Raw genomic sequence first — 17,099 nt, 5'->3', positions numbered from 1 at the left:
GGTACGCCCCGGCCGCCGACGGGGGAGGGGGGCGGCCGGGGCGAGCGGGGCGGTGGCTGTCAGGCCTCCGTGGCCAGCAGCTGGAGTTCGACCGGCAGCTGCTGCCTGGACGTCACCCCCAGCTTCCGGTAGGCGCGGGTCAGATGCTGTTCGACGGTGCTGACCGTGATGAACAGCTTTCCGGCGATCTCCCGGTTGGTGTCACCGCGCACGGCGAGCGCGGCGACGCGCCGTTCGGAGTCGGTGAGCCGTTCGGCGAGCTCCGAGGAGGACGCCGCCGGGGCGGGCGGGGCGGCCGGTGCCGGGGCGGAGGCCGGGCCGGCCGACTCCACGGTGTCCCGCAGCGGCCGCGCCCCGCACTCGTCGGCCAGGTGCCAGGCGGTCCGGTTGACCATGGCGGCCCGCGCGGTCTCCCCGCACTCCCGCAGCGCGCGCCCGAACTCGGCGAGCGTGCGGGCGAGTTCGTAGCGGTCGCCGGAGCGACGCAGCGCCTCCGCCGACCGGTCGAGGAGCGTCTTGCGGCGCCGGGGGTCCTGCAGGGCGGCGCGCCGGCGCAGCGAGATGCCCTGCACCCAGGCGTCGGTGGCGTCGGGCAGCGCGAGCTGCTGGGTGACGAAGCGTTCCGCCTGCCGGGTCTCCCCGAGTCCGAGCAGCGCCTCGGCCGCGTCGGTGCGCCAGGGCAGCACCACGGGCCGGTCCAGGCCCCAGCGGCGCATCCTGCGGCCGATCTCCAGGAAGTCGCCGAGTGCGGCGTGGTAGCGGCCGGCGGCCAGGTGGAACCGGCCGCGCGCCCGCAGGTACGACAGCCCCGGCACGGTGGCGCTGGTGGACTCCGAGAGCGGCCGGGCCAGTTCGGCCGCGGCCGTGTCGGCGCGGCCGCGGGCGAGCAGGGCCTGTACGAGGATGCCGACCGTGCCGGTCACCGCCGTGCTCCCCGCCGAGCGGGGCACCAGCGCCAGCGCGGCACGGGCCGCGGTCTCGGCGCCGGTCAGGTCGCCCTGCCGGAGCAGCGCCTCGGCGTGCACGGTGCGGACCAGCGCCGACCAGCCGGGTGCGGCCTGCTGCTCCGCCTGCTCGGCGAACGCGGTGCACCAGGGCAGGGCGCGGGCCGGGCCGCCGAGGTAGAGCAGGGTACGCAGGGCATGCAGGACCGGTTCGATCGCCGAGCAGCCGCCGAGCGCGGAGCGCAGATGGGCCTCGGCGGCGCCGACGGCGGCCGCGCCGGGCCGCTCGTCCAGCCGCCAGGGGCCGGCGCCCGACGCCGCACCCCGTCCGCCCTCCCGCCGGGGCGGCGCGTACCCGTCCACGCAGGCACCGGGTCCGGCACCGCCGACCGGGTGCCCGGCGGCGCCGTCGTACCAGAAGGACGACGGCTGGGGGGACGAGAGGTACACGGGGGCCGCGGCACGGCCCGCGTACACGGCGAACGACGGCATCGCGCCCGGCACGCCCCGCCCCGGGCCGGCGACCGGCTCACCGGCGCCCGTCCCGTCGCGGTCGGGGACACCGTTGTCGATCGCGACATCCCCGCCGGAGCTCCCGCCGGTGGCGGTGACGGAGTCCGTCCCCGCGTCCGGGAGCGGATCCGCGTCCGTGCCGGTCGCCGGCTCACGTACCTCCCGGGCCTCGTCCAGCCGCCCGTGCAGCGTCAGCAGTCCGGCCAGGGTGCTCAGGTTCGCCTCGTCCAGCCGGCCGGCCCGGGCCTCCTCCAGAAGTGCGTCGAGGCGGAGTTCGGCGTCCTCGGGATCGATGCGGGCCGCGGCCTCGGCGCCGCGCAGGCTGTTGTCGGCCCGGCGCTGCGGATCGGTGAGCGCCTCGCCCGCGAGCCGCAGGCAGTCCAGCGCGCGCTGGGGCGAGCCGGACGCGAGCAGATGCGCGGCGGCGCTCTGCAGCACCGGCACGGCCCACGGCTCCGTCGCGTCCCACGCGGCGACGAGCCGTTCGGCCACCACCGGGGCCGGGGCGCCGTGCCGTCGTGCGACGGTGGCGGCCCGCAGGTGCAGGGCGGCGCGCTCGGTGTCGGGCGTGGCGTCCAGGACGGCGGTACGGGCGACGGGGTGCCGGAAGCGGTCGCCGTCCATCAGGCCGGCCGCGGTCAGCGTGTCCAGGGCGCGGGTGACGTCGGCGGGCGGGCGGTCCAGCAGGTCCGCGACGGTCCCGGTCGTGGCGTGACCGTCCAGTACGGCGACGGCCCGGGCCACCTCGCGGGCGTCCGCACCGGCCCGTGCCAGGCAGGTGAACAGCGCTTGCCCGTAGGCCCCGTCGGGCCTCGGCCCGCATGTCACGTCGTGCGCGGTCCCGCGCGCATGTCCCACGCCCGTCCGTGCGAAGTCCTCCACCACGGCACGCAGGAGCAGCGGATTGCCTCCGGACAGCCGGTGCGCCAGCTGCCGGTGCGGCTCCCCGCCGATCCCCGCCTCGTCCAGCATCGTGTCCACGCCGGACGCGCTCAGCGGTGCGGCCCGGAGCCGGAACAGCCTCGGCAGGCGCAGCAGTTCGGTCTCCTGGAGCGGATCGGCGACGGGGGTGGGCAGTGCGCGCGCCAGGACGAGCAGGATCCCGGCGCGGCGCGAGCCCTGCGCCAGGTGCAGCAGATGGGCGCGGGAGAGGTCGTCGGCGTGCTGCCAGTCGTCCACGCAGACCACGACGGAGCCGTTCGCCCCCAGCCGTCGTACGGCCGCGCCGAACAGCTCCATCGATTCCCGCAGCCCCCCGCGCGCCCGTTCCTGACGGGGTGGCAGCAGCCCCGGCGGCCCGCTCGCGGCGAGCTGGCCGAGCAGGCCGAGCGGCAGCCGACGTTCGGCGGCCGCGCCGGTCGCGCGCAGTACGACGCTGCCCCGCGCCGTCGCACGGTCGACCGCCTCCGAGATGAGTTCGCTCTTGCCGCAGCCGACCGGCCCTTCCACCAGGACGACGGTGCTGTGTCCGTCCGCACAGCCGTCCAGCGCGGAATCCAGTGATTCCAGTTCCGCTGCTCTTTCCACGGTTTTCACGCAGCGCCCCCCGCGATCACGCAATTACCTAGTCCGGGCCTACCGGTCGCCGGTTTTCCGCCGGAAATACGTCATCCGAGAATTGTGTAATCCATTCTAGGCGGGGCCTGCTCGCCCCGACGGTGACCAGAACCTGCACGGCAGCAAATCGCCGGCGCGAGCGCACCGCGGTGCCGCGTCGCGCGCGCACCCCGGAGAACCCGCCGGAACGGCCGTCCACCACATACGTATGGCAAGGGCATGGCAGGAGGCGCACCCCCTGTCGGCCATCGACCGGCAGGGTGCCGCGCACGGACCGTGCGGCATGGCAGTGCACTGTCGTCCGCGCCTCTGTTTCCGGGGGTGCCGGGCCGTTCCGGTCCGTCGGCGCTCGCCGCCGGACGGGGCCCACTCGAAGGCTGGAGTCAGCCCCCCTCGGCCCCGAGCGAATCGAGGACTCCATGCTGGCCGACCTGCTGCCGTCGACCGTCGCCGCGGTCGAGGTGCGCACCGACCCCGCCGACGCGCCCCTCTTCCCCGAGGAGGAGGCACACGTGTGCGACGCGGTGCCCAAGCGGCGTGCCGAGTTCGCGGCGGTGCGCTGGTGCGCCCGGCGGGCGATGACCGATCTGGGCATGCCCCCGGCACCGGTGGTGCCCGGCCGGCGCGGCGCGCCGACCTGGCACCCGGAACTGACCGGCAGCATGACGCACTGCGCGGGCTACCGGGCCGCCGCCCTGGCCCGGCGCGAGGACATCGCCTCCGTCGGGATCGACGCCGAGCCGGACGTCCCGCTCCCCGAGGGCATCCTGGAGGAGATCTCGCTGGGACCGGAGCGGCGGCAGGTCGCCACGCTGCTGCGCGACCTGCCGGGCATCGCCTGGGACCGGCTGCTGTTCAGCGCCAAGGAGTCCGTCTTCAAGGCCTGGTACCCGGTGACCGGGCTGGAGCTGGGTTTCCATCAGGCGCTGATCACCTTCGACCCCGCGGACCGCGGCTTCCGGGTCCGTCTGCTCACCGGTGCCGGCGGGGAGTCCGCGCCGCGCGCCTTCGACGGCCGGTTCGCCGCCGAGGACGGCATCCTGGCCACGGCCATCGCCCATACGGCTCACCTCCTCGTCCCGGCCTGACCCGGGCCCCGGCCCACCGCTCGCTCCCACCGCGGGGCCCCGGCACATCCGCCCGGGGCCCCCGTGGTCGTCGTTCGTTCCGCCGGCGGGGATCAGGTCCAGCGGTCGTCGCACGGCTTGAAGACGAGCGCCGTCAGGGAGACCCCCTGCGTGCCGGTGCCCACGGTCAGGGTGGCGCCGGCGGTCTGGTCCGGCTGACCGGGTGCGGCCTGGGCGCCGCCGGCGACGAGCACGACCGCCGCGCAGGCGCCGAGCAGGACCGCGGCCGCTTCACGCCGTCGACTCCGGAAAGAGATCCCCATGTCAAATCCCCCAATTGGTCATGCGATTCCAAAGGAACGACAAAGGACATTGATTGAGAGTTCTACTTCATTCCCCTGAACCCTCGTCGTGCCCCGGTTCCTTCCGACGGACTTCAGACTGCCGTCAATCACCTCTCACGCCCAAGCGCCGCACGGTGGCGTAAAGTTGCATGACAGGTAATTCGCCGAGCTGGGGGGAGCGGCATTGATGGCCGGAAGCGAATATTCCGACCTCGGTTTTGCCGAGCTGGACGACCTGAGCGCGTCAGCGTACGGCCAGGCGGTACGGCTCGGCCGCTTCGACCGTGAGGCCATCGCCGGGCAGCTGTGCCTCACCGCCTTCGAGGCCGAGCGCGCCGAACAGGTGCTGCGCCATCTGCGTCTCCTGCAGCCCATGCCCGGTGATCCCACGGTGCTCGTCCCGGTGGGCCCGGACGTGGCCGCCGCCGACCTGGTCGGGGCGGCCGAACGTCAGGTCCGCGACCTGCAGCAGGCCGTCACCGAGGTCCGCACCAAACTGCTCTCGCTCACCCCGCTGTACTTCGAGGGCAGACGCGAGCGGAACCGCTTCGAGGCCTTCGACCTCATCGGGGACGCGGCGCTCGTCCAGTCCATGATCGACGAACGCCGGCAGCACTGCCGCAACGAGGTCCTCATCATCCAGCCCGGCGGCCCCCGGCCCTCCGAGGTGCTGCCCGCGGCCCGCCAGGCCGCCCAGGAGCTGCTCGACCGCGGGGTGCGCATGCGCACCATCTACCAGCACACCGCCCGCAGCGACCTGCCCACCCGTGCCTACGTCCGGGACGTCACCGCGGCCGGCGCCGAGGTCCGCACCGCCGACGAACTCATCGACCGGCTCTTCATCTACGACCGCGAGATCGTCTTCCTGCCGGAACGCACCGCTCGTCCCGACCAGCCGCCCGGCGCCGCGGTGGTGCGCGAACCCACCCTCGTGTCCTTCCTCTGCCAGGTCTTCGACTACCTCTGGGACAGCGCCACCCCGTTCGAGCCGGACACCGGCAAGGCGCCCACCACCGGGGACGACGTGAAGCACTCGGTCCTGCGGCTGATGGCGAAGGGGTACAAGGACGAGATGGTCGCGCGCCGGCTCGGCATGTCCGTGCGCACCTGCCGCCGGCACATCGCCGAGATCACCGAGGAACTGGAGGCGACCAGCCGGTTCCAGGCCGGTTTCAACGTCGCCAGGTCCGGCATCCTGGACGGCTTCCCGGAGGCACCGGGCACCGGACGGCACGTCAGTTCCCCCGAGACAGCCGGCCGTTGAAGCCGCCACCCGATCCCAGCGCCTCGTTGATGGCGTCCACGCAGTCCTGGTCCAGCATCGTGGCCACGTCCATCTCGGCCGTGGTACCGAACCCGGCGTCGTAGACGGCGGCGCTCACGCAGTAGGCGTCGTCGATGACGAAGCTGCGAAAGCCCCACTCGTCGCCCGTGCCGACCGTGCCGTCCGGACGCTGCACCTGCACCGGACGGCCGTCCGGGCCGAAACCGAACTCCGTGAAGCGGAAGTTCATCCCCTGCCCGATGGCCTTGCTGTACGCCTCCTTCAGCGTCCACAGCCGCACCAGGCTGGGGTTGCGCTCCCGTTCCTCCAGCGCGGCCAGCGTGATCAGCTCGTACGGCGTGCACACATGCCGGCCGAGCCCGCCGCCGTACATCTGCCGGTCCGTCCGCTCGGCGTCGACGCCGATCAGCCCGCGCGTCGTCAGACCGACGAGCAGGACGTCACCGGTGTGGCTGAGACTGATGTCGATCTGGTCGTAACCACGCAGGTACGGCCGCCCGGTCGGGCCGTAGGCCAGCTCCAGCTGTTCGGGGTCGCCGCGCAGCACCGCACCCGCCGCGTACTTGAGCAGCAGCCGTGACGCGGCGTATCGCCGGCGCACGTCCGCGTGCGTCAGCTCCAGATAGCGGGACCAGTCCCGGCCCAGCACCTCGCGCAGCGCCTCGTCCCCCGGGATCCGCGCGCCGAGCACGGACAGCCGCGCCCACAGCAGCGCGGAACCGCTCTGCCGCAGGTCCTGGCGGACCTGGCTCCAGGCCGCGTCGGAGCAGTCCGCCACCTCCACCGGAACGGTGAGCGGCGGGCCGACGGCCGCGCCTTGGGGGGCTTTCATGCCTGCTCCTTCACACACGCGTGGATGTCTTCGAACGTCCGGGCCTCTAGGAGGGGACGGATGGGCAGCCGCCGGCCGGTCTCTTCCTCCAGCACCGTGACCAGGCGCAAGAGCAGCACCGAATCCCACTCGGGCACATCCGCCAGTGGTGTGGCGGCGCCTCGCCCCCGCAGATCGATCGAGCACTCATCATGGAGCAGTCGCAGAAAATCGTCGAGGCAGCCAAGATCCATGGGCATTCTTTCCAGCCGGGTTCGTAATCATTCGGATGTGAGGGGGCGCGAGGGGGGGCGTGGCGAGATCGTGCCGGTAGCTCGCGCCCCCTTGATCCGGCTCGCAGGGGGTGAAGCCGAGCTCCGGATAGAAGGCACGGGCCGGCGCGTTCTTGGGCGTCTCGGTGAACCGGGCCAGCACCTCGCGGGCGCCCGCGTCGCGCGCCCGGGCGAGCACGTCCGCGAGACAGGCCTGCTCGATGCCGCGGGCGAGCACCCGGCAGCTGAGCCAGACGTTCACCACCTCCAGCGACGGACCGGTCCGCCGGGTCAGGACGGCACCCACAAGACCGTGTTCCCCGAACCGGTCGGCGGACCGCGCCACCAGGAGCCGCGCACCGTCGTCGTCGCGCGCCGCCGCGGCGACCTCGGCCTCGGTCAGCCGCAGACCGGTGAGGTTGAACCGGTTGGTGCGCTGGGTGAGCTGGGCGGTCCGGGCGTACTCGTACGGCAGCGGCGGCCCGAAGTCGACGGTGGTGCCCAGGTCGGCGAGGTACTCGTCGACGGTCGCCGCGCCCGCGCGCAGCCGGCCGCGCCGCGTCTCGGCCCGGTAGCGGGCGCCGCGCTCGCGGTCCTCCTCGGTGAGCCCCGGCTGGTCGAACCAGCCGTCGCCCAGCAGCTTCTCGCCGTGCAGCGAGGGTTCGTCGTCCAGGCGGACGACGGCCACCTCCGGCAGCGCGGCCCGGATCCGGGCGCACTCGGCCGGGGAGTCGTCGGCGAAGACCAGCGCGTCGGTGCCGATGCCCAGCCGGCCGGCGATCTCCCGCAGCGCCTCGTCCTTGGGCCCCCATCCGGCGGCGATGTGCGCGAAGTCGTCCTCGCGCAGCCGCATGTCCGGGTGCTCGCGCAGGACCCGGCGCACCTCCTCGGGGTCGTTGCGGCTGCTGACCGCGAGCAGCACCCCCTGGGCACCCAGCTGGGCGGCCACTTGCTGGAACGCGCCGAAGGCCTCCGCACGGGGGGTTCCCGCGGCGGCGACCCCGTCCGGGCCGTCCTCCGCCAGCACGCCGTCCCACAGCGTGTGGTCCAGGTCCAGCACCAGGCACTTGCGGGCCATTCCGTTCAACGACCGTGCCAGATGGGCCACTTCGCGGGCGTACCCGGCGAGCAGCCCGGCGCCGAGCTGTGCGTCGGCGTGGTGTGCCAGCCGGACGTCGTGCAGCGGGCCGCCCTCGGCCAGCAGCGGGTCGAGGTCGATCACCACGACGCCGCCGGCCTCCTCGGAGAGCCGCAGCAGGGACGCGTTGAACTCCCGCCACACCGCGCCCAGTCGCGCCCGGGACCGCAGATCCACCAGTCGGCGGCTCCAGGTGGGGGGCAGGGGAAGGGTGTTGAGGACCAGCGTCCCGCCCACCCGTGCCGGGTACCCGGCGGCGATCTCGCGCAGCAGCTCCAGCACCTCCCCACAGGCATGCGCCACATCGTCGGGACACCACACCCCGGGTACCCGCCCGAGGACGGTCGTGGCATCCAGCAGGCACAGCGTCAGTGTGGGCCGGACCCCCTCGAACCTCCCTGCAGGGACACTCAAGTCCCGGACGAAGGCGCCGTGGTCCCCGGTCACGGGCCGCAGCAGCAGCCCGTGCCGGGCCAGTTCGGCGGTGAGCGGGTCGAGCACCGGGGCCACGGTGGACTGGCCGGTGACGGCCACGGTCACCACGGGGGTCCCCGGATGGTGGGCCAGCACCCGGTCCGGATCGGCCCCGGCCAGCAGCCGGCCCACGCGGCGCAAAGCCACCGGATCGTCGGCGACCTCGTGCCGGGCGAGCAGCGCGGCGACGGTGTCGTACTCCGCCTCCAGCCGCCGCTCGTCCCGCAGCAGCCGCAGCAGGCCGACGGCGCCGGCGCCCGGGTCGGCGGCCGGTGCGGCCGTTCCCGGGGCGTCAGAGCTTCTCAAGGCAGACCCCCGTCCTGATCCACTTGCTGGACTCGACCGCGAGGGCCAGCGCCCGTTCGCCGGGGCGGACGGCGGCGGCGAGCCGGTCGAACTGGTGGAAGGGCAGCGCGTTGCCGGTGTTCCCGGTGTCGGTGACACAGCTGATCTCGCGCGCCCCGGGCAGCGCGAGCCGGTCGACGACGCGCTGGGTCATGTGCCGGGACAGCTGGGGCGGCAGCACGTAGTCCACGTCCTCCGGCCGCCAGCCGGCCAGTTCCAGCGTCTCCCACAGGGCCTCGGCGGCCATGTCGGGCACGGACTCCTCGATGGCCTTGTAGTCCTCGGTGACCGCGGGGCCCTCCGGTACGGCGTCGCCCGCGCCGTACCAGTGCACGACCTGCCCGGGCTCGCGGCCCAGACCCGTGAAGCGGTGCAGGACACCGCGTACGGCCAGCCGGTCGCCGAGCGGTTCCGCGGTGAGGACCGCGGCGCCCGCGCCGTCTCCGAACAGCATGTAGTTGACGAGTTCCCCGGCGGGCCTGCGGGCGGCTCCGGGCCGCAGGTCCAGGTGCCGGTGGGTGACGTCGCCACCGATGACCAGTCCGGCCGCGGCGCCGCCGCCCAGCAGGGCGCGGCCGAGTTCCAGGGCCTGGAGCGCGCCGGAGCAGCCGGCCTGGAGCTGGTAGGCGGGCAGATGGACGAGGCCGAGCCGGTCGGCGACCTCGGTGGCGGTGGTGGGCAGCAGCCGGTCCGGGGTGGCCGTGGCCAGGACGAGGAAGTCGACATCGGCCGGTTCGAGTCCGGCGCGGTCCAGTGCCCCGGCGGCCGCACGGGCGCACAGCCCGGCCAGGGAGCCGTGGACCTCGCCGGTGTCGAGGTCGCGGGCGAAGTGCCGGAAGCGGGTGCCGACGAAGACGTCGATCCACTCGGCGCTCACGCCGAGCGCCCGGCCGAGCGTGGGGTTGTCCACGGGTCCGCCGGGCAGGGCGGTCCCGGTCCCGGCGATGAACGCCGTCTCCATCACGTCACTCCCTTCCGGCCCGGGCGGTGGCCGGCACCCGGGGGCCGGACACCGCCTCGGCCACCAGCAGTCCGGCCAGGTGTGCGGCCAGCGAGCCGACGGAACGCAGCGCCGGGATCAGGTCCGGCACCGACAGCTCGCCGAGCTGTGGCAGCCGCGCCTCGATCCGGTCCTTCAGCTGCATGATCATCACCGAGTCGAACCCGAGGTCCTCGTAGAAGCGGGCCCCTGCCGTCAGTTCGGCCACGGGGTAGCCCCCGACGTCGGCGACGGCGTGGACGACGGCGGCGGTCACGGGGGAACCGTCCCGCGGTTTTGGCGCGGTACCGGGCACGCCCGTGTCGGGGTCCCGGACCGCGGCCGGTGCGACCGGGTCCGGGCCGTCGCAGAGGCGTGCCGTCGCCGGCGCGGGAGCCTGGGGGAAGCGGGGGCGGTCGTCGAAGACGTACGGGGCGAGGCGCTCCGTGCGACGGTGTTCCGGGGCGTAGAGCGCGGACCAGTCGGGGTCGAGGCCCGACCGGTACAACGCGGCTACCACGTCGGCCAGTTCGCGGCCCCCGGCGGCGGGTCCGGGGCAGGGGTGCAGGAAGCCGACGCCCTCGCCGAAGCCCGCGCGGCCCGCGAGGCCGAGCAACTGCGGCCGGGGCCCGAGTTCCAGGAGGTGGGTCGGCGCGGTCTGCCGCACCAGGGCGCCGAGCGCGTCCCCGAAGAGCACCGGCTCGGCCACCTGCGCGGACCAGTACCCGGCGTCCAGTGGCTCGTCGCGCAGCAGGCGGCCGTACCGGGTGGAGGCGAACGGCACCTCGGGACGGCGTACGGCGATCCCGGCCGCCGCCTCCCGCAGCCGTGGCACCACGGACGCCACGGCCGGCGAGTGGAAGGCGAGCGGCACGTCCAGGAACCGGGCGCGCAGGCCCCGTTCCGCGAGCGCGGCGGCGGCGCGTTCCAGGGTGGGGCGGCCGCCCGCGAGCACGGTGTCGGCGGGGCCGTTGACGACCGCGAGGACCGGCTCCGGCTGCCCGGCGAGCAGCGCGTCGACGACCTCACGGGCGCCGCGCACCGCCAGCATGCCCGTGCCCTCGGGCAGTTCGGCCATCAGGGCGGCCCGGGTGGCGACCAGCCGGGCCGCGTCCGCGAGGTCGAGCGCGCCGGCCGTCACCGCCGCCGCGTACTCGCCCACGCTGTGCCCGAGCACGGCCGCCGGGCGCACCCCGAGCCCGGTCAGGGTGCGGGAGAGGGCGTACCCCACCGCGAACAGCGCGGGCTGCGCCAGACGGGCGCCGGTGATCCGCTCGTCGCCGGCGAGCAGCAGTTCGCGCACCGAGTGGCCGGTGTGCGGGGCGAGCGCGGCGTCGGCCTCGTCCAGGTGCCGGCGGTAGGCGGGCAGGTCGCGGTACAGCCCGGCGGTCATGCCGGGGTACGGGCTGCCCTGTCCGGTGAACAGGAAGCCGACGACCGGCGCGGTGGACGGCCGTACGGCGGCCCCGGTCGCCACGGGCGCCTCGGCGGCCCGGCGCAGCGTCCCGGCCAGCTCCTCGGCGTCCCGTGCGGTGGTGGCGTACCGGTAGGCCAGTCCCGTCTTGGCCCGGTTGCTGCTCCAGCACAGCGCCGCCACCGACCGCCCGTGCCGCGCCACCGCCACCGCCTGCGCCGCGAGGTTCCGCCGCAGCCCCTCGCCCGAGTCGGCGGTCACCGTGAACACCCCGAGCGGATTCCCAGGACGCTCCGCAGCAGCCCAAAAGCCCCGCGAACCCTCCCCGTCCGCCCCCCGCAACTCCCCAGGGGCGCCGAGAACCGCGTGCTCAGCCCCAACGGCCCCGCGCTCGACACCCGGCAGCGCCCCGGCGGACGCAGCCACGACGGACCCGTACCCGGGACCCGGCGGCAACCCTGCGGACGCGGACGCGCCCCGTTCCGGCCGGGCCGCGGCGGGTGCGGTCGCCAGGACGACGTGCGCGTTCGTGCCGCCCATGCCGAAGCTGCTGACCCCGGCCACCGTCTCGCCACGCGGCAGCCGCAGGGGCGACTTGAGGAGGCCGAGCCCGCGCTCGGCCAGCCGCAGCCGGGGATTCTCGCGGTCCGCGTGCCGGCTCGTCGGCACGACCCGGTGGTGCAGCGCCAGCGCCGTCTTGATCAGCCCGGCGATCCCGGCGGCGCCCTCCGTGTGCCCGAGGTTGCCCTTCACCGAGCCGATCGCGCACGGCGCGGCCCGCCGCACCCCGTGCACCGCGCCCAGCGCCGCGCACTCGATGGCGTCGCCGAGCACCGTCCCGGTGCCGTGCGCCTCCACGAAACGCACCTCGTCCGGGGTGACCCCGGCCCGGCGGTAGGCGGACTGCAGCACCTTCTGCTGGGACCACCTGCTCGGCGCCGTGACCCCGTTGCTGCGCCCGTCCTGGTTGACGGCGCTGCCCCGGATCACCGCGTACACCCGGCTGCCGTCGGCGACCGCGTCCTCCAGCCGGCGCAGCACCACCACGCCCACCCCGTCGGCGCGGCCGATGCCGTCGGCGTCGGCGGAGAACGGCTTGCAGCGCCCGTCGGGGGCGGCGAGCCCGAGCTGCTGGTAGACCAGGCCGAGCGTCGGCGAGAGCACCAGGTTGACGCCGGCCGCGACGGCGGTCGAGCACTCGCCGGTGAGCAGCGCGCCCACCGCGAGATGCACCGCGACCAGCGAGGACGAGCAGGCGGTGTCCACGGCGAGGCTCGGCCCGTGCAGGTCCAGGTGGTACGAGACCCGATTGGCGATCATCCCGGCGCTGCTGCCCGCGCCCAGCTGGGGTGTGGGCCGGTGCTGTCCGGACAGGGTCAGCCGGCCCCACTCGCCGCCCATCACCCCGACGTAGACCCCGGTGTCGCTGCCGGCGAGGGCGGTCGGGGAGATCCCGGAGTCCTCGATCGCCCGCCACACGCAGGGCAGCAGCAGCCGCTGGTGCGGGTCCATCGCGGCGGCCTCCCGCGGCGGCACGGCGAAGAAGGCGTGGTCGAAGACGTCGATGCCGTCGGCGAAGCCCCCCCGCGCGACCTCCGGGTGGGCGTCCCGGTCCCAGCGGCCCGGCGGCACGTCCCCGATGGCGTCCGCCGAGCCCAGCAGCAGCTCCCAGTAGGCGTCGACGCCGTGGGCGCGCGGGAACAGGCAGTCGATGCCGACGACCGCGATGTCGCCCATCACCGGTCCTCGTCGCCGAAGGCGTCCGGGTGCGCGACGGGCAGATGGGCCAGCAGTCCGCCGACCGTGGGGTGGTCCCACAGCAGGGTGGGCTCTGCCTCGACGCCCCACTCGTCCTCCAGGTCACCGCACAGGCTGAGCGCCACCACCGAGTCGGCGCCGTAGTCGGCGAGCGGCACGGACGGGTCGATGGTCTCGGCCGGCCGGTGCAGATACGCGGCGAGCCGGTCCAGCAGCCACTGCTCCAGAGTGGCGTCCGGGGTCGTGGGCCGGTACGCGGGTGCGGTCATCGTGGAACTCCTTCGCGAGCACGCGGGGTCAGCCGCTCACTGGGGTGGTGTAGAGGTCGTAGCTGAGCTGGGCGCCGTAGCGGAGCTGCACCTCGTGCCGGATCCGGGTGGTGCACTGCGCGGGCAGGTCGGCGACCCGCACGCCGAGCCTGCGGGCCACCCGGTGCAGGGCCGCGGCCGCCCAGGACGCCTCGGCCAGGAAGGGGTCGCCGCCGTACCCGGCCTGCCGCCACACGCCGAGCACGGCGGCGGCCGCGAGCAGCAGCGCGTACCGGTCGACCAGCGCGAACCCGGCGGCCGGCCAGGCTCCGGGGCGGGTGCCGTGTTCCAGGCCCCGTACCCGTTCGCGCAGTTCGGCCAGTTCCGCCGCGAGCGCCCGGGCGTATCCGGCGAGCGCCCGCTCCGCGGGGTCGGAGCCGGTGATGTCGTCGGCGGCCAGCGGCAGGCAGGCGGTGAGCGCCTCGTGCCCGGAGGCCAGGCCCAGCCGGTCCGCCCCCGTCGGCGGCACCGGGTCGCCGGGCCGGAACAGGGTGCCGGGCGGCGGCTCGCAGGCGCCCCAGGAGGTCCGGGCCAGCCGGAACAGCTGGGGGATGACCGTGGCCTGGCAGGCGGCCGTGCCCGCGTGGCCGAGGCTGAGCACCGGTACGTCCCTGATGTGCTTCTGGAAGATGCCCAGCGAGCCCTCGCGGGCGTAGATACCGGAGCCGAGGACCGTCGACAGGTCGTACATGGTCTCGATGAGCACCTTGGGCAGCAGGTACTTCACGGCGGACGAGTAGACGCTGGTCTGTTCCGGCAGCAGGTGCAGGGCGCGCAGTGCGAACACCGCGAGGCTGTCGTACAGCAGCAGGTTCACGAAGGCGCCGGTGGTCGAGGCCGAGGCGCGGGCGGCATCGGTGCTCCGGCCCGGCCGGGCGGGTGAGGTCTGCGACTGCTCGAACATCACCGCGGTGCGCAGCACGGTGTCCACGGCCGCGACCGCGCAGGACGCGATGACGGTGCGGCTCAGCTGGAAGGACCGCAGGGCGGTGCTCACTCCGGTGCCCTCCGGCCCGAGCAGCGCCGTCTCCGGCACGGGGCACTCGTCGAACTCCAGCCCGGCGAACCGGCAGCCGCGCAGGCCGACGGCGACCCGGCGGGGCAGCAGCGCGGCCCGGTCGGCGGGCAGGGTGTCCGGGCGCAGCAGCAGCGCCGAGTGGCTGCCGGCGCCGGGTCCGTCGCCGGTACGGCAGAACAGCACCAGCGCGCCGGCCCGTTCCAGGTTGTTGATCAGTGGCTTGGCCCCGCCGAGGACCAGGCCGCCGGGGGTGCGGCGGGCCGTCACCCCGCTGCGTACGTAGTCGTTGCTGTGGGCGGTCTCGTGCTGCGCGATCGCCGCCTTGCCGCCGCGCAGCAGCAGCGCGGCGACCCACGTCCGCTGTTCCTCGGTACCGGCCAGCCACACGTCGGAGGCGGCCATCCAGCTCATCATCCCGTAGCCCATGGCGAGCCCGACGTCCCGCCGGAACACGGGCCGCATGACGGCGACCAGCTCCTCGTACGAGCAGAGCCGCCCGCCGAGCGCGACCGGCACGAACTCGGCGGGCGTCCCCAGAGAGTCGAGCAGTTCCTCCCCGGCGCCGAACCGCTCGGCCAGCCGGTCGGCCGTGAGCAGCGCGGCGTACCCGTAGGGGTTGGCGGGATCGCCGGGGTCGCCCAGCGCCGCCTCGACCCGGGCGGCGCGGGAGCGGCCCGGGACGGGGTCACCGCACAGCGGGGACGGGTCCACCGCCTCCGCGAGCGCCGCGCTCACCACCGGCCGCCTCCACCGGTCGGCTCCGGGAGGAGCAGGTCCTCGCCGAGGGCGGTGCGGCGCGCGCCCACGAGGTCGTGGACGGCCGGGTCCAGGACCTGGTGGAGGGCCCTCAGCTCACCGGCCAGGAACAGCCGGCGGGTCTCCGCGCGGCGCACCTTGCCGCTGGTGGTGCGCGGCACCGTACCGGGGCGGACCAGCAGCAGGTTGGCGAGCGGGGCGTTGCACTCGGCGCCGACGGCCTCCTGGACGCGCCGCACGAGCCGGTTGGTCCGGGCCGTGTCCTCCATGTCGGCGCGGGTCTCCTGGACCACGACGAGCTGCTCCCGTCCGCCCGCGTCGACGCAGAACGCGGCGGCCGCGCCGGGCCGCAGCCCGGCGGCCGCCTCCCGTACGGTCCACTCGACGTCCTGCGGGTACAGGTTCCGGCCGTTGAGGATGACCAGTTCCTTCAGGCGCCCGGTGACGTACAGCCGGCCGTCGGCGAGGACACCGAGGTCGCCGGTGCGCAGGAAGCCGGTCTCGCCGTCGCTCAGGGTGGCCCGGAAGGTCTCCTCGCTCTCGTCGGGGCGCTTCCAGTACCCCTGTGCCACGCTGTCGCCGCGCAGCCAGATCTCCCCGACCGAGCCTTCCGGCAGTTCCCTGCGCTCCTCGGGCTCGACGATCCGCACGTCGTACCCGGTGACCGGTCCGCAGTCGACCAGTTCCCGTGCCCCGGCCGCTCCCATGCCGGGGCGGGAGGGTGCGGCCAGCCGTCCCTGTTCCAGCGCCTCGGGGTCGGCGGGGCGCGTGGCCCAGGGGTCGCCGGGGGTGCCGCCGGAGACCAGCAGGGTCGCCTCGGCCAGCCCGTAGCAGGGGTAGACCGCCCCGGCGCGCAGCCCGGCGGTCGCGAAGTGCGCGGCGAACCGGCGCAGGGTGTGCGGGCGTACCGGCTCCGCGCCGTTGAGCACGAGCCGCCAGCGGGAGAGGTCGAGGGTGGCGGCCTCCTCCTCGGGGACGCGGTCGACGCAGAGGTCGTAGCAGAAGTTGGGGCCGCCGCCGACGGTGACGCCGTAGGTGTCGATGGCGCGCAGCCAGCGCATCGGCTGGCGGACGAAGGACTCGGGTGCCATCTGGACGGACATGCCGCCCAGCCAGACCGGGTGCAGCAGATGGGCGATGAAGCCCATGTCGTGGTAGTGCGGCAGCCATCCGCCGAATCGATCCTGCTCGGTCGTGCGCAGCACCTGCTGGAGCAGCCGCTGATTGTCGATCAGGTTCCGGTGGGACACCATCACACCGCGCGGATCACGCACCGAACCCGAGGTGTACTGGAGGAAGGCCAGATCGTCGGGGCGGGTGCGCACCGGACGCCAGGCGGCCGGATCGCCCAGCTCGGGGCGGTCGGTGGCCAGGCAGTCCACGCCGTCCCGCAGCGCGTCGGCCAGCCAGCGGGAGACCTCGGGCGCGCTCGCGGCCTCGGTCAGCACCAGCCGCGCGCCGGTGTCGTCGAGCATCGCCCGCACCCGGTCCGCGCGCCGCCCGTGACCGCCGGCGCCGTCCGGCAGCGGCGCGGGCACGGCCACTGCGCCCGCGTACAGGCAGCCCGCGTAGGCGCTGAGGAACTCCGCCGTGGACGCGTACAGCAGCAGCACGGGCGTCCCGCCCGCCCGCCTCTCCTGCAGCACCGAGGCGACCCGGCGGGCCCGCAGGTCCAGTTCCCCGTACGACAGCCGCAGCGGACTGACCGCCGTGCCACGGTGCCTCAGCTCGACGTGCGCCTCGGCCTCCGGCCGCCGTGCGACGCGCTCGCGCAGCACATCGGTGAAGGTGACCGGCCCGGTGGTGGACAGGTTCGACATCGCTCCCCCTTGCGACGATGACCAGCCGCACTCCCCCGTCCGGAGCACGACCCCATGCCTGCCGAGCATCCTCGGCCGCCCCGCTAAAGATCTGCTTGTACCGGCCGAGCAGCCCCCGGCCGGCCGGCGAGCCGGCGCCCCGAAGCCGGCCGCACATGCCGGCCACCCCTTCGACCTGCGACGACTCCAACCGAGCAGTGAGCACGGCTGCTCCGGCGGTGGGTGGGCGGCTGCCCCCTTGAACCGCCTGCCGGGCGAGTGACGCCTGGACATGGGTGCGCCCCGGCCCGGTTTCC

At 74.9% G+C, this 17,099-nt stretch carries 12 protein-coding genes; 2 read left to right on the top strand and 10 right to left on the bottom strand.

Annotated elements, in window-relative coordinates; genetic code table 11:
* Window positions 1-59: 59 nt before the first annotated feature.
* Window positions 60-2,984 (bottom strand): helix-turn-helix transcriptional regulator, encoded by a 2,925-nt coding sequence (locus ACZ7FF_RS25870; RefSeq protein WP_470814660.1) that lies wholly within the window; start codon window positions 2,982-2,984, stop codon window positions 60-62.
* Window positions 2,985-3,433: 449 nt separating this feature from the next.
* Between ACZ7FF_RS25870 and ACZ7FF_RS25865 the strand changes: the two genes are divergently transcribed.
* Entirely contained in the window at window positions 3,434-4,102 is a 669-nt protein-coding gene (locus tag ACZ7FF_RS25865) for a 4'-phosphopantetheinyl transferase family protein (protein WP_470814658.1), read from the top strand.
* Between the two features lie 92 nt (window positions 4,103-4,194).
* Here the strand turns inward: ACZ7FF_RS25865 and ACZ7FF_RS25860 are convergent, their stop codons facing one another.
* Window positions 4,195-4,404 carry a hypothetical protein gene (locus ACZ7FF_RS25860; protein ID WP_470814656.1) on the bottom strand — a complete coding sequence of 70 codons (210 nt, stop codon included), beginning with the start codon at window positions 4,402-4,404 and terminating at the stop codon, window positions 4,195-4,197.
* A 208-nt stretch (window positions 4,405-4,612) separates the two neighbouring features.
* Between ACZ7FF_RS25860 and ACZ7FF_RS25855 the strand changes: the two genes are divergently transcribed.
* Window positions 4,613-5,689, top strand: coding sequence for a LuxR C-terminal-related transcriptional regulator (locus ACZ7FF_RS25855; RefSeq protein WP_470814654.1), 1,077 nt, complete (start codon window positions 4,613-4,615; stop codon window positions 5,687-5,689).
* On the opposite strand, the gene ACZ7FF_RS25850 is transcribed toward ACZ7FF_RS25855, so the two are convergent.
* From ACZ7FF_RS25850 to ACZ7FF_RS25815, 8 genes are read right to left on the bottom strand one after another with little or no spacing between them, the layout of a single operon-like run.
* Window positions 5,661-6,542: a 4'-phosphopantetheinyl transferase family protein gene (locus ACZ7FF_RS25850; RefSeq protein ID WP_470814652.1), complete on the bottom strand. Its 882-nt coding sequence runs from the start codon at window positions 6,540-6,542 to the stop codon at window positions 5,661-5,663. The two genes, ACZ7FF_RS25855 and ACZ7FF_RS25850, sit on opposite strands and share 29 nt — an antisense overlap.
* Entirely contained in the window at window positions 6,539-6,775 is a 237-nt protein-coding gene (locus ACZ7FF_RS25845; RefSeq protein WP_470814650.1) for an acyl carrier protein, read from the bottom strand. Before ACZ7FF_RS25845 ends, ACZ7FF_RS25850 begins: the two co-directional genes overlap by 4 nt.
* A complete protein-coding gene (locus ACZ7FF_RS25840; protein WP_470814648.1) occupies window positions 6,732-8,711 on the bottom strand; it encodes an HAD-IIIC family phosphatase in 1,980 nt (659 codons plus the stop codon). Before ACZ7FF_RS25840 ends, ACZ7FF_RS25845 begins: the two co-directional genes overlap by 44 nt.
* Window positions 8,698-9,711, bottom strand: a complete 1,014-nt coding sequence (locus ACZ7FF_RS25835; protein WP_470814646.1) for a 3-oxoacyl-ACP synthase III family protein — start codon at window positions 9,709-9,711, stop codon at window positions 8,698-8,700. Before ACZ7FF_RS25835 ends, ACZ7FF_RS25840 begins: the two co-directional genes overlap by 14 nt.
* A 4-nt stretch (window positions 9,712-9,715) precedes the next feature.
* Window positions 9,716-12,880: a type I polyketide synthase gene (locus tag ACZ7FF_RS25830; protein WP_470814644.1), complete on the bottom strand. Its 3,165-nt coding sequence runs from the start codon at window positions 12,878-12,880 to the stop codon at window positions 9,716-9,718.
* Window positions 12,880-13,170, bottom strand: a complete 291-nt coding sequence (locus ACZ7FF_RS25825; protein WP_470814642.1) for an acyl carrier protein — start codon at window positions 13,168-13,170, stop codon at window positions 12,880-12,882. The genes ACZ7FF_RS25830 and ACZ7FF_RS25825 overlap by 1 nt, the downstream gene beginning before the upstream one ends.
* Window positions 13,171-13,198: 28 nt before the next feature.
* Window positions 13,199-14,962, bottom strand: coding sequence for an acyl-CoA dehydrogenase (locus tag ACZ7FF_RS25820; protein ID WP_470814641.1), 1,764 nt, complete (start codon window positions 14,960-14,962; stop codon window positions 13,199-13,201).
* Window positions 14,959-16,803, bottom strand: a complete 1,845-nt coding sequence (locus ACZ7FF_RS25815; protein WP_470814640.1) for a fatty acyl-AMP ligase — start codon at window positions 16,801-16,803, stop codon at window positions 14,959-14,961. Before ACZ7FF_RS25815 ends, ACZ7FF_RS25820 begins: the two co-directional genes overlap by 4 nt.
* Window positions 16,804-17,099: the final 296 nt, after the last annotated feature.

It is taken from the genome of Streptomyces sp. NPDC037126, assembly GCF_055605965.1.
Note: the sequence above shows the minus strand (reverse complement) of the source record. Positions and strands in the feature narration are given on the sequence as shown.